Origin of the sequence: Vibrio sp. bablab_jr001 (genome assembly GCF_016464285.1) — a bacterium.
Classification (GTDB): Bacteria; Pseudomonadota; Gammaproteobacteria; order Enterobacterales; family Vibrionaceae; genus Vibrio; species Vibrio fluvialis.
The window spans coordinates 150,395-164,050 of sequence record NZ_JACDWZ010000046.1 but is presented as its reverse complement, the minus strand read 5'-3'; the positions used below and the strand labels follow the sequence as shown (position 1 = coordinate 164,050).

Below are 13,656 nucleotides of genomic sequence, written 5' to 3'. Positions count from 1 at the left end.
CTCTGCAATCTAATAGCGGGTAATGCTCCTCATTTTATAACTCAAACGCAGAGCGGATGGAAATCATCCACCGCGCCATCTATAGAGAATCCCTGCATTTTCTGCTAGTTTTAGCCACAAATTTTCATCGATAAGAATACTCATGAGCATAGACGATTTACTGATGCGCTTTCAGGCATCCCCCTATTTAAAAGACTGGGACAACAGTGTGTTGTTTATCACCCTCGCCAGCTTTGTGGCCTGGGGAATCTGGCGACTCTCTTATCGCTATCTGTTCAATCTGACCGAAAAAACTAACTTTCATTGGGATGATCTGATCCTGCACGCGCTGAAAACGCCGATCAGTACCTTGATCTGGTGTTGGCCGGCAACCATCTCGCTGGGTCTGCTGCTTGATGACCATTTCCAGACCAAATTTAACTGGTTGCAAAACACCAAGAAACTGATGTTGATCACCATCTTTGTCTGGATTCTGCTGCGTCTGGTGTCTGAGGTAGAACACTACATTCTCAAGCAGCGTAAACGTGATGAGACCACAGTGCAGGCTGTATCGAAAGTGACGCGTTTAATCGTGATTATCACGGGAATGTTGTCGATCATGCAGGCATTTGGTTTGAGCCTCAAAGGGCTGCTGACATTTGGTGGTGTCGGTGGTCTGGTGGTGGGTCTGGCAGCCAAAGATCTGCTGTCGAACTTCTTTGGCGGTCTGATGATTTACTTCGATCGCCCATTCAAAGTCGGTGACTGGATTCGTTCTCCGGATCGCCAGATAGAGGGGACGGTTGAACGTATCGGCTGGCGCATGACCATTATTCGCACCTTCGATAAACGCCCGCTGTATGTACCGAACTCGGTATTCAGCAACATCGTGGTGGAGAACCCGTCACGCATGCAAAATCGTCGTATTAACGAAACCATCGGCCTGCGTTATCAGGATGCAGACAAGATGGAGACCGTGATCAACGAAGTGCGTGACATGCTGAAAAATCACCCGGATATCGATGCACATCAAACCCTGATTGTGAATTTTAACGCCTTTGGTCCATCGTCGTTGGATTTCTTTATCTACACTTTCACGAAAACCGTCAACTGGATTCGTTATCACGAAGTGAAGCAGGATGTGCTATTGAAGATTATGGCCATCATTCAGAAAAATGGTGCCGACATTGCGTTCCCGACCCGCACGCTGATCATCGACCCGACCAGTGCCGGCGAAGTACCTGAGCCACCCGCGCGTCCATGATAGTTCTGAAGCAATAAATAAAAAAACCGCCAACTTGGCGGTTTTTTTATTGTCTATGCAGCTCTCAGTTTTGTGCTACCACTTCACGCTGCACCGGATCTTCCTGATGTTCAGCCAGCCAGTAAAGCCAGATCATCCCCAGACACAACACGATACAGACACCAAACAACCAACTAGGATTGAGTGACTCAATCACCACACCACCCACTAATGGCGCGATAGCAAAGCCCAGTGAGTAGAGCGCCGCCGCGCCGAAGTACGAGCCGCGTAAGTGAGCCGGCGCCATCCGGTCAATCTGTACATTCAGAGTCGGGAATGCGATCACTTCACCCATGCTGAGAATAAACCCGGCAATGTACCAGCCGTAAGGCCAATCGGTCGGGGTAAACAGAAATCCAACCTGCGCCAGCATCATTAACACCATGCCGATACGGGTACGCACAAACAGAGGCACATGTTCCAGCCACTTAAGCGTCGGGAACTGAAAGATGATGATGGTCAGCGTATTGACCAGCACCAGACTGGCGACAAGCTGCGCCGCATCCGAGACGCTGGAGCGTACAATCACCTGCGGAATCGACGACTCCATCTGCGCGTAAACAAACATCATGATGAAGTTGGCAATCATCATTTTGACGAAGATGCTGTCTTTGCTGATCACACGCAGTGTGCGGGCAAAGTTCGGCAACAGCGAGGTATCCGGTTTGACGTGATGGCCTTTACGTTCAATCGCCATCAATAGCCACAGCGCATAGATCAGGTAGGTGATGCCCGTGGCGATAAACAGCACCTGAGGATGCGCTAAGCCGAGAGTGATGCCAATCAGCGGGCCAATCGCACCACCGAGATTGAGCAAGAAATAGCGAATGTTCATCGCCAGTTCGCGATCTTTGAGGTTGCTGAGGTTATCGCCCAACACGGCTTTCGCCGGCGCTTCAATCATCGGACGCATCAAGCCCGCCAGAATGATCAACACGTAGAAATGCCAGATCTGATTCGCCATGCCGATACCGGTGTACGCAACTGACGCCGCCAACGCCCCCGCCACCATGACCCATTTGCGGCCAAATTTGTCAGACAGGTAACCGGAATAGAGCCCGGTGACCGCACCGACAACCGCCGAACTTGCGAGCATAGTGCCCACTTCCACCGCTGTCGCGCCATAATCCTGATAGAGAAACACAATCAGAAACGGCCAGGCCATAAAGAAACTGGTGCGAGCAAACAGGGTGCCGGCCAATACCGTCCAGACTGAGAAGTTAAAGCGCTGTATCCTCTGCCATTCAAATAAACTTTCTTGTTTTTCCATACATTCTCCTAGATCCGCCTGACGTTATAATTGCGCGACAATCGTCACACTTTTGGCTGTTTTATCGCCAATATAGAGAGAAAATGTAAAGAAAGATAGCGATATTTGACCTTTGATTCATGACGAAACGGAATAAGAAAAACGTTTAATAAAACCTAATTTATACAGTTAGTTAGATCATCTTCTCTGCAAATAAAAAGCCGCACAATACAGCGTATTGCACGGCTCTGAATGTTTATTTCCAGAATATTTACAGTGTAAAGAAGGAAAGCTGCTCTTTCTGCTTTTCTGCTAAGCGAGACAGTTCGTTACTCGCGCTGGCGCTCTGGCTGATACCCGTCACGTTCTGCTGCACCAGTTCCGACATATTGACCACGTTGCGGTTGATGTCTTGTGTAACCTGAGACTGCTCTTCAGCTGCTGTCGCAACCTGAGCGTTGGTGTCGTTGATTGCCGATACCGATTCTGTGATGCCAATCAGAGCATCGTTGGCTCGCTGCGCCAGTTCGTTATTGCGGTTAAGCATCTCTAAGCTGGTTTGCATGCTTTCATTGGCCAGCACCGATTGACCTTGCAGCTCTTCGATGATGGACTGAATCTCTTCGGTTGATGCCTGAGTACGTGCGGCCAGCAAGCGTACCTCGTCCGCCACGACTGCAAAGCCGCGGCCTGATTCGCCTGCGCGCGCCGCTTCAATTGCCGCATTCAGCGCCAACAGGTTGGTTTGGTCAGACACGCCACGAATCACTTCGATCACATTGCTGATTTGTTCAGACTGCTCTTTGAGGCGCTGAACCACTTGCGCCGCATCGTTGAGCGCCACAGACATCTGCTCGCTTGCCTGGCCGCTTTCCATAAAGATAGACAGACCCGATTGCGCCAGACCGTCTGCTTCACGCGCCGTCGCATCGGCTGACGTCGCGTTATCACTGACGTTGTTGGCTGTGCTCGCCAGCTCGTTCACCGCCGACGCCACCTGCTCGATTTCCATCAGCTCTTGCTGCGCGTTGCTTTCTGCCTGAGTCATGACCGCTGCCAGCTCAGTCGCCGCCGAAGCCACATCTTCACTGATGCGCGTCAGTTGATCGACCGTCGCGTGTAACTGCTCTGCGGTTTGGTTAACGTCTTTGTTCAGGCGCGCAATTTCGTTATCGCCGCTCGCATCAGCACGTACTGACAGATCGCCTTGCGCCAGTTTACGCATCACCGCTTGCAGACGTTGAATCGGCGCCACAATTTTGCCCGACAGCAACCAAGCCGCACCGAGTGAAACCACAAGCACAGACAGTACGGTCCACATTGCATTTTGCATCACTGCAGCGCTGTCTTTGGCGCTCTGTTCCATCGATTGGGTTGCGTAGTGGTTCACTTTCTGCGACAGGTCATTGATCGATTCCACCATGTGGTTACCGACTTCGCGATATTGTGTAACAAAACGTTGATAATCCTGCTCGGTCACTAAGCCTGCATCACGACGAGTGAAAAATTCCACCGCGCGCTCGGACATATCGACATATTCGACAATGTTCTGCTGAACGTGTTCGATTTCTTCGTCGTACAGCTTTTGTTTCTGCATCTCTTCCAGCGTTTGATCAACCACTTTCAGGCCGTTTTTCAGCTCGCGCAGGAACACTTCGCGGCGCGCCGGATCGTAAATTGCGTATACCGCGCTGATGCGTAATGGATAGATGGTGTCATCAACACGTGCCAGCGTATCTTTGTACTGCACCAGCGCGTGTGTGTTGTTGGCAACGGCGTGCTGTTCGTGAATCAGATTGGATTTGGTCACCCAAAGTGCGATCAGCAGGGCCACCGTGAGAAAAGCGACAGGCAATAAAACCTGAACTCTTATTGATATGTTTTTCAATGAAAACTGCATGCTACACCTCAAGAAAGAAAAGATTGCGTCCATGCAGCGGGCGTTAGCCCAGAGAGTTAATTCGGCGCCGAGATTAGACAAAGATCACATTTCTGTCCAGCATTAAATCCAAATAAATCATAATGTTAACAGCGGAAACGTTTGGTTTCTCTCACGCCGGAAAAATGTGAATCAATCATGACAATTTATGAAGAAATATATAAAAATAGCCACCCTAAGGTGGCCATTGAAAGTCAGCGCATAAACAGGCTGTTTACTTGCGCAAGGCGTTGAGTTTTGCCTGCGCCAAACCGAAGATGGTATCCACCGGATAACTGCCGTCATCCGTCGCAACGCCAGCGGGTTTTCCGGTGAAAATTTCAATCGCTTCAATCACATGGTCTATCGCCCAAATGTGAAACTCACCTTTTTCCACCGCTTTGACGATATCGGCGCGCAACATCAGATTATGCGTATTCGAACGAGGAATGATCACCCCTTGAGTATTGTGGCGCCCTTTGATGCCACACACGTCGAAGAAGCCTTCAATTTTCTCATTCACCCCACCAATCGGCTGCGATTCACCAAACTGGTTCATCGAACCGGTAATCGCGATGTCCTGACGGTTCGGCTGTTTGGAGAACGCCGACACAATGGCACAGAACTCCGCCATGCTGGCACTGTCACCATCCACACCACCGTACGACTGTTCAAACGTGATGGTCGTGGTCAGTGGCACCCGCGCCGTGCGGCCGAAGACCGAACTCAGATAAGCCGACAGAATCATCACCCCTTTCGAGTGAATGCTGCCACCCAGATCCACGCTGCGCTCGATATCGATGATGTCGCCATCACCGTATGACGTCGTCGCGGTAATCCGGTTTGGCGCACCGAATGCGTGATCGCTGGTCGCCAGCACCGACAGCGCGTTCACCTGACCAATCGCCATGCCTTCGGTTTGCATCAGCGTAGTGCCGTTCACAAAGCTCTCCATCACCCCTTCTTGCAGGCGATTGACGCGCATTTCCTGATTCTTCAGCGCCTCATCGACGTGGTTCTGACGAATCATGTTCGAGTTCGCCTGACGAGCCACGTAGTTAGACTCCCGCAGCAGATTGGCAATGTGCGCCGAGTGCAGCGACAACTTGTTCTGGTCGCCGGTGATGCGCGAACTGTGTTCAATGATGCGGGCAATCGCTTTACGATCACAATGCAGCATGTTGTTGTCGTGCACGATGCTGGAGATAAAACGGGCGTAATGCAGCTCAGAATCGGCGGTACGTTTCATTTCATCTTCAAAATCAGCGGTGACACGGAACAGCTCACTGAACTCAGGATCGTAGTGCGTCAGCAACTCATAGGTGCGGTAATCACCAAACAGGATGATTTTCACATCCAGAGGGATCGGTTCCGGATCAAGCGACACAGTACCCGTCAGCGTCACCTCTTTTTCCAGAGAAGTAAAACTCATCTGACGTGAACGTAGCGCACGCTTGAGGCCATCCCACACATAAGGCTGCTCCAGCACTTTCACCGCGTCCATCAGCAACACACCGCCGTTGGCCTTGTGCAGGCTACCAGCACGAATCAGTGAGAAGTCAGTAAACACGGTCCCTTTGTAGGTCGCGGTTTCGATGTAACCGAACAGCGAGTGATAGTTCGGGTTCTCTTCCACCACGATAGGAAAATCTTCTTTGTTGCGGCTGACCAAAACGTTCACTTTGTAACGACGCGGCAGTTTTTTATCCAGAGCGGCACTGGCCAGCTCACCCTGTTCACCGGTTTCATCAAGGAAGATATCCACGTTTTCGACGATATCTTTTTGCAACTCGGTCAGGTAGGTTTTGACTTCGGAGTACTTGGAGTAATCGTGTTTCAGCTGCTTGATAAAGTGACCAATCACATCCAGCGTGACGTCGTCATTCAGCTTTTTGATCTTTTCGCTGTACGACTCTTCCCACTCGGTCAATTGGCGCACCATATTGCGCAGCGCCACTTCCAGCTCATCGATTGTCTGGCTGAACTGTTCCTGCTCTTTTTTGCTGAGCGCGTCAAAGGTCTCTTCGGTATGCAGCTCTTCGCCGTTCATGGCAACGAACTGATAGTCCCCCTGAGAGGTAATAGTCAGGCTGATATTGCGTTCTTTGGCTTTGCGGGTGATCTCTTCCAGCTCATCCTGCTGCTTTTGAGCCAGCTGGTTTTTCAGCTTTTCGGCACGGGAGAAGTAGAGTTCATTGTCAAAGGCAAGCGGAATAGCGTTCATCAGCTTCACCATCAGTTTTTCGATATCCTGACGGAAAGCCTGACCCACACCGCACGGCAGTTTGAGTACACGCGGAGTACGAATGTCATCAAAATTCGCCACGTAACACCAATCGAACAACTCGGCGATTTCATGTTTGTGGCGGCTGAGGTAACGCAGAATCATGGTGCGTTTGCCAAGGCCATTGCGCCCGATGGCGTAAATGTTGTAGCCCTTTTCCTTGATGGACATGGCAAATTCGACCGCTTTCTGTGCGCGTTCCTGGCCAACGATTTCATCAATGGGAGCCAATTCTTTGGTAGATTTACACGGCAGTTTTTCTAGCTCTGCAACATGGTAGAGCTGCGCTGCGTTCAATTGTTGAATCGCCATACTCCCCTCCTTTGGTATTTATACTTCTTGTTTTGTAGCCTAAGTGTAGATGTAAAGCATTGACTTTTTAGTGACTTAGACTGGATTCGCGCTCAAGCGAACAAATAATAATCAATTTGCACCCTCAAGCGGGTAATCACTGCGGCGAACAATATCCAACTTAAAAATGACAATCATTTGCAATTGATAGTCATTTGCATTTAAATGTTCTCCATCGATGCACAGGAGGCGGACTATGAATCTGCAACAATGTTGGACCACGTATCTTCAGGCGGAAAAATTGCTCGAACAGGGCCACTGGCCGCAGGCACACTATTTGTTTGAGGATGTGCTGCATCATCTGCCGCACCACATTCAGCATGCTACGCACGACGAGAACACCAAGCCCTGTCAGATGAGCTGCCTGATCGCCGGATTGCGCGACGCGGCGGTTTATCAGTCAGAAATCCTCAACAACATGGGTCAGTACCAGCGTGCGTTTGAGGTACTTAATCAGTCCTATGCGCTGCTGCAGTTCATGTCGATTGAAGAATCGGATTTGGTCGCCGCCGTCTCTCCTGTGCTGGAAAAAAACAGTAATGATTTGCTGCGTCACATCGGCGCGTTCTGTCTCGCGCAGCGCAATGCCTCTTGGCAACTGGAATATGAACAGGTGGAAAAAGCACACCACTATTTCACCCAACTGAAGTCTTATCGCGAGCTGCAAAGCGGCGCGCCCGTGATCAATTGATAAGGATGTACAATGTCACACTCTCCTCTGTTGCAGGTCCGAAACCTGTCGGTCAGTTTTCAAACCAATGACGGCGTGGTTAATGCGGTCAACAATGTCAATTTCGAGCTGAATGTCGGTGAAACGCTGGCCATCGTCGGTGAGTCCGGCAGTGGCAAATCCGTTTCAACCAACGCGCTGATGCAACTGTTGCCTAACAATGCCCGGATTGATGCCCAGTCGAGCATCGTGTTTGAAGGCGAAGAGCTGCTGGAAAAAAGCGAAGCGCAGATGCGCCGTGTGCGTGGCGATCGCATCGGGATGATTTTTCAGGAACCGATGACCTCGCTCAATCCTTACCTGCGCGTGGGCATTCAGGTAGCAGAAGCAATGATGTGTCACCGCAAAGTGTCGATGGCTCAGGCCAGACAGCGCGTTTTGGAGTTGTTTGAATTGGTGCATTTGCCAAATCCGCAGCAGGCGTACAGCAAGTATCCGCACGAATTTTCCGGCGGCCAATTGCAGCGCATAATGATTGCGATGGCGCTGATCAACGAGCCCGACATTCTGATTGCCGACGAGCCAACCACTGCACTGGACGTGACGGTGCAGGCGGAAGTGCTCAAGCTCATCAAAGAGATTCAAGCCAAAATGGGCATGGCGATTTTGTTCATCACCCACGATTTGGGCGTGGTGCGTTATGTTGCCGACCGCGTACTGGTGATGTGCAAAGGCGATGTGGTCGAAGAAGGTGACACACAGGAACTGTTTACTAACGCCAAACACGACTACACCCGCATGCTGATTAACGCCATTCCTAAAGGCAGCAAAGATCCGGTTGATGCGAATGCACCCGCTCTGCTCAAAGCAAGCGACATTCGCGTCAAATTCCTGATCAAACCGCATTTTATTGCCAGCCGGAATCAGTATTTCGAAGCGGTGAAAGGCATTTCACTGGAACTCAAACAGGGCGAAACACTCGGCATCGTCGGCGAGTCCGGCAGCGGCAAATCGACACTGGGCCGCGCGCTGATCGGTCTGCTGCCATCAACGGGCGAAATTGAGTTCAAAGGCATGGACTATCGCAAACTGAGCGAAGTGCAGCGCCTGACGCTGAAAAAAGACATTCAGATGGTGTTTCAGGATCCCTACGGTTCCCTGTCGCCGCGCATGACGGTCGGCGAAATCATCACCGAAGGATTGCTGGTGCATCAACCGCACATTAGCAAAGCTGAACGCCTGCAACGGGCACGCAAAGCACTGGAAGAGGTGCGTTTGGATGCCAGCGCGATCAACCGCTATCCGCACGAGTTTTCTGGTGGTCAGCGTCAACGCATTGCGATCGCACGCGCGCTGATCCTGGAACCATCATTCATTCTGCTCGACGAACCGACCTCTGCCCTCGACCGTTCGGTGCAGCTGACCGTAATTGACTTGCTCAAAGACATTCAACAGCGCCGCAACATCGGTTTTCTGTTCATCAGCCACGACCTCAGCGTGGTGAAAGCGCTGTCGGATCGCGTGATGGTGATGCAAAAAGGCGAAGTGATGGAACAAGGCAGCGCCGAGGAGATTTTCCATCGTCCGCAGCACGACTACACCAAGAAACTCATTGCCGCTTCGTTTGATATCGAAGACGAGGTCGCCGCGTAATCAAACTGTCATTGAGCGTCGCCATACTGGCGCCGTCAATATGATTGATATCGGTTTGGCCGCCGATCGATAATGCCGCACGGATGCGGCATTTTTCTTTTCTGGTGCAAAGCCATAACTACAAACCGACAGTAAAAAGCTCAGAAATAGTGGGAAATGGCCAAGTAACGGGCGCGAATGTGTTCAATCAGCAAACGGACTTTGTTCGGCGGTTGGCGGGTAAACGGATACACCGCGTAGATGCCGAGTTTCTTGCCGACCTGCTCCGGGAAAATGTCCACCAACTCACCATTACGAAAATCGTGATACACCAAGCAACGCGGTACGTAAGCAATGCCATGACCACCAAGCGCCGCCTTACGCAGCGCCGTAGCATTATCCGTCGTGAAGGTGCCTGACACGCGCACAATGTAGTTGCCTTTGGCGCTTTTGAACTCCCAATCGGTCGCCCCTGTCGTCTGGTAAGCGTATTGCAGGCAGTTATGATTGACCAAATCTTCCGGCTTAATCGGTTTGCCGTTACGCGCAATGTAGGATGGCGACGCGCATACCACCCATTGTGAATCCAGAATATGGCGCGCAATCAGGCTGGAATCTTCGAGATAACCCGTGCGGATCACCAAATCAAAGCCACCTTCCACCAGATCAACGAAGCGGTTATCGAGCGACATTTCCACCGTCAGCCCCGGATGCAGGTTACAAAATTCCGCCACCGCATCCGCCAGAATCAAATCACCCGAGATGCTGGGCACCGACATGCGTATGTGACCGCTGACATTTTCGCCAAACCCCGCCACCGCATCCATCGCTTCCTGAGTGGCTTGCTTCACATTTTTCGCACTCGCCAGCAACGCCTTGCCCGCTTCGGTCAGGGTCAATTTACGCGTTGTTCGATATAATAGCTGAACGCCCAATTCCTCTTCCAGTCGCGCCATTCTTTTACTAACTACCGAATTCGTAAGGTTATTTTGTTCAGCCACCTTACTAAAACTGCCCAGTTCTACCACCTGAGAAAACAGAATTAAGTCGTCTGCACGCATTCGATTATGCCAATTTTGGAACTAATTATTTTCATTATTTCCCTATATCACCAAAAAGTAAAGGGGTACATTCACGCCGAATTAACAAACCCATCACAACTATAAAAATTTGTAACACCGAGCTCTAACGTCTTAACCCGTATCCTACAGCACGCGTTAAGCCATCATTGATGGATGGAGAGCTCAAGGACGAGGAAGTATTCCATGAGCGACACTTTATTAGCATTGGTTGCGTTTTCACCGATTGTGGTGGCAGCTATTCTTCTGGTTGGCCTGAACTGGCCAGCGAAAAAAGCCATGCCGGTCGCCTTTGCGCTGACCGTAGCAATTGCCCTGACATTCTGGGACATGACGGCCAACCGCGTTTTGGCGTCGGTTCTGCAAGGATTGGGGATCACAGTCACCGTGCTGTGGATCGTGTTTGGGGCGATTTTCCTGCTCAACACACTGAAATACACTGGCGCGATTACCGTGATTCGCAATGGGTTTACCAACATTTCACCTGACCGCCGCATTCAGGCCATCATCATCGCTTGGTGTTTCGGCTCATTCATCGAAGGCGCTTCCGGTTTCGGCACGCCCGCAGCCATTGCAGCGCCTCTGCTGGTTGCCATCGGTTTTCCTGCACTAGCAGCGGTGCTGATGGGCATGATGATTCAGTCCACGCCGGTTTCATTTGGCGCGGTAGGTACACCGATTCTGGTCGGTGTGAACAAAGGCCTGGATACGCACAACATCACCGAAGCTCTGGTGGCACACGGCTCAAACTGGGATGCATACCTGCAGCAGATCACCGCCAGCGTGGCGTTAATCCACGCCAGCGTCGGCACTTTGATGCCCGTGCTGATGGCGATGATGCTGACCCGTTTCTTTGGCAAAAACCGCAGCTGGACCGAAGGTCTGAGCATCCTGCCATTCGCGCTGTTTGCCGGCCTCGCATTCACGGTTCCTTACGCGCTGACTGGCGTGCTGCTGGGTCCTGAATTCCCATCACTGGTGGGTGGTCTGTTCGGTCTGACGATTGTCGTCACCGCAGCGAAAAAAGGCTTTCTGGTGCCAAAACAGAGCTGGGATTTCCGCCCGGAAAACGAATGGCCAGCGGAATGGCTCGGCTCACTGAAAATGGAACTGGATGACATCAAAGGTAAACCGATGGGACTCGCGCTGGCGTGGCTACCGTATGTGCTGCTGGCGGTCATTCTGGTGCTGAGCCGCGTGAGTGCGGATTTCAAAGGCCTGCTGCTGAGCGTGAATCTGGCGTTCAACAACATTCTCGGTGAAGTGGGCGTGAGTGCCTCGATTGCACCACTCTACCTACCAGGCGGCATTCTGGTGTTCGTGGCTCTGCTGGCTGTCTTGCTGCAAGCGCGCAGCCTGAAACCTATGGGTCAGGCGCTGGACGAATCGACCAAAACCCTGATTGGCGCAGGTTTCGTGCTGGTATTCACGATTCCCATGGTGCGTATCTTCATCAACTCAGGCGTGAACATGTCGGATCTGGCGAGTATGCCGGTCACCACCGCGAACTTTGCAGCGGGTCTGGTGGGCAGCGCCTTCCCGGCTCTGAGCGCAACGGTAGGAGCACTGGGCGCCTTCATTGCCGGTTCGAACACGGTCTCCAACATGATGTTCAGCCAGTTCCAGTTTGAAGTGGCACAAACGCTGAGCGTGTCGAGCGTCATCGTCATCGCACTACAAGCGGTGGGCGCGGCAGCCGGCAACATGATTGCCATTCACAACGTGGTGGCGGCGTCGGCCACGGTCGGCCTGCTGGGTCGTGAAGGTGCGACACTGCGCAAAACCATCATTCCAACTTTCTACTACCTTGTAGTAACAGGATTAATTGGTCTGGCCGTGATCTACGGTTTCCACATGACCGACGCGTTAATGAACTCTTAAGTCAACGATACCCCGCCAACCTGACGCTGCGCACCAAGCCTCCCCCAGCAGCGTCCGGGTTGTCCGGGATAAACAGGCATCTGACCTGTATGAGCTAACATTAGGAATGTATCTATGATTATTTCGGCATCTACCGACTACCGTGCTGCGGCGAAAGCCAAACTGCCTCCGTTTCTGTTTCACTACATCGATGGCGGCTCCTACAGTGAGCATACCCTGCGCCGCAATACCGACGACCTGTCCGACATCGCGCTGCGCCAACGTGTGCTCAACGACATGTCACAGCTTGATCTGTCGACCGAACTGTTTGGTGAATCGCTGGCGATGCCGATTGCCCTCGCGCCGGTTGGCCTGACCGGTATGTACGCCCGCCGCGGCGAAGTGCAGGCTGCCACCGCCGCCAGTAACAAAGGCATTCCGTTTACGCTTTCTACCGTCTCGGTGTGCCCGATTGAAGAAGTGGCGCCAGCGATTGACCGCCCGATGTGGTTTCAGCTCTACGTACTCAAAGATCGCGGCTTTATGAAAAACGTACTGGAACGCGCCAAAGCCGCTGGCGTGACCACACTGGTGTTTACGGTCGATATGCCCGTGCCGGGTGCACGCTATCGCGACATGCATTCTGGCATGAGTGGCCCGAACGCGGCCGTTCGCCGCGTAATGCAGGCCATGACGCACCCAAGCTGGGCGTGGGATGTGGGTCTGCTGGGCAAACCGCACGATCTGGGGAACATCTCCACCTATCGCGGCACACCCACCAAACTGGAAGATTACATCGGCTGGCTGGGCACGAACTTCGACCCGTCGATTTCGTGGAAAGATCTGGAATGGATTCGTGATTTCTGGGACGGCCCGATGGTGATCAAAGGCATTCTGGATACCGAAGATGCCAAAGATGCGGTACGTTTTGGTGCTGATGGTATCGTGGTCTCGAACCACGGCGGCCGTCAGCTAGACGGCGTCCTCTCGACCGCACGTGCGCTGCCAGACATCGCGGATACGGTGAAAGGCGACCTGAAGATTCTGGTCGACTCCGGCATCCGCACGGGCCTCGATGTGGTGCGCATGCTGGCACTGGGCGCCGACTGTACGCTCCTCGGCCGCGCCTTTGTTTACGCACTGGCCGCCCAAGGACAGGCCGGCGTAGAAAACCTACTTGACCTGTTTGATAAAGAGATGCGAGTGGCGATGACGCTGACCGGCGCGAAAACCATTCACGACCTGTCGCGTGATTCGCTGGTAAAAGGATAAACCCAACATAAGGCTTCGAAATTCGGATTTTGAAGCCTTAATTCATTACACTGGAAGCT

General features: G+C 52.2%; 9 protein-coding genes. 5 read left to right on the top strand and 4 right to left on the bottom strand.

Annotation, left to right across the window (positions count from 1 at the left end; genetic code table 11):
• Positions 1 to 142 precede the first annotated feature (142 nt).
• Positions 143 to 1,243: a mechanosensitive ion channel family protein gene (locus JIG40_RS08020; protein WP_020328883.1), complete on the top strand. Its 1,101-nt coding sequence runs from the start codon at positions 143 to 145 to the stop codon at positions 1,241 to 1,243.
• A gap of 64 nt (positions 1,244 to 1,307) precedes the next feature.
• Here the strand turns inward: JIG40_RS08020 and JIG40_RS08015 are convergent, their stop codons facing one another.
• The 3 genes from JIG40_RS08015 to JIG40_RS08005 all read right to left on the bottom strand — a co-directional run bounded on the left by JIG40_RS08015 (position 1,308) and on the right by JIG40_RS08005 (position 7,045).
• Positions 1,308 to 2,552 carry an MFS transporter gene (locus tag JIG40_RS08015; RefSeq protein WP_199465110.1) on the bottom strand — a complete coding sequence of 415 codons (1,245 nt, stop codon included), beginning with the start codon at positions 2,550 to 2,552 and terminating at the stop codon, positions 1,308 to 1,310.
• A gap of 250 nt (positions 2,553 to 2,802) precedes the next feature.
• Positions 2,803 to 4,431 carry a methyl-accepting chemotaxis protein gene (locus tag JIG40_RS08010; RefSeq protein WP_199465109.1) on the bottom strand — a complete coding sequence of 543 codons (1,629 nt, stop codon included), beginning with the start codon at positions 4,429 to 4,431 and terminating at the stop codon, positions 2,803 to 2,805.
• 253 nt (positions 4,432 to 4,684) lie between these two features.
• The gene (locus JIG40_RS08005; RefSeq protein WP_020328880.1) at positions 4,685 to 7,045 is read right to left on the bottom strand and encodes an ATP-binding protein; all 2,361 of its coding nucleotides are present in this window, start codon (positions 7,043 to 7,045) and stop codon (positions 4,685 to 4,687) included.
• Between the two features lie 235 nt (positions 7,046 to 7,280).
• Between JIG40_RS08005 and JIG40_RS08000 the strand changes: the two genes are divergently transcribed.
• The gene (locus JIG40_RS08000) at positions 7,281 to 7,775 is read left to right on the top strand and encodes a hypothetical protein (protein ID WP_024375144.1); all 495 of its coding nucleotides are present in this window, start codon (positions 7,281 to 7,283) and stop codon (positions 7,773 to 7,775) included.
• 12 nt (positions 7,776 to 7,787) lie between these two features.
• The gene (locus tag JIG40_RS07995) at positions 7,788 to 9,407 is read left to right on the top strand and encodes an ABC transporter ATP-binding protein (RefSeq protein ID WP_199465108.1); all 1,620 of its coding nucleotides are present in this window, start codon (positions 7,788 to 7,790) and stop codon (positions 9,405 to 9,407) included.
• A gap of 140 nt (positions 9,408 to 9,547) precedes the next feature.
• Here the strand turns inward: JIG40_RS07995 and JIG40_RS07990 are convergent, their stop codons facing one another.
• The gene (locus tag JIG40_RS07990; RefSeq protein WP_004727550.1) at positions 9,548 to 10,447 is read right to left on the bottom strand and encodes a LysR family transcriptional regulator; all 900 of its coding nucleotides are present in this window, start codon (positions 10,445 to 10,447) and stop codon (positions 9,548 to 9,550) included.
• Positions 10,448 to 10,651: 204 nt separating this feature from the next.
• Between JIG40_RS07990 and JIG40_RS07985 the strand changes: the two genes are divergently transcribed.
• Both JIG40_RS07985 and lldD read left to right on the top strand, forming a co-directional pair.
• A complete protein-coding gene (locus JIG40_RS07985) occupies positions 10,652 to 12,346 on the top strand; it encodes an L-lactate permease (RefSeq protein WP_199465107.1) in 1,695 nt (564 codons plus the stop codon).
• A 114-nt stretch (positions 12,347 to 12,460) separates the two neighbouring features.
• Entirely contained in the window at positions 12,461 to 13,597 is a 1,137-nt protein-coding gene (lldD, locus tag JIG40_RS07980; RefSeq protein ID WP_199465106.1) for an FMN-dependent L-lactate dehydrogenase LldD, read from the top strand.
• The last annotated feature ends 59 nt before the right edge of the window (positions 13,598 to 13,656 follow it).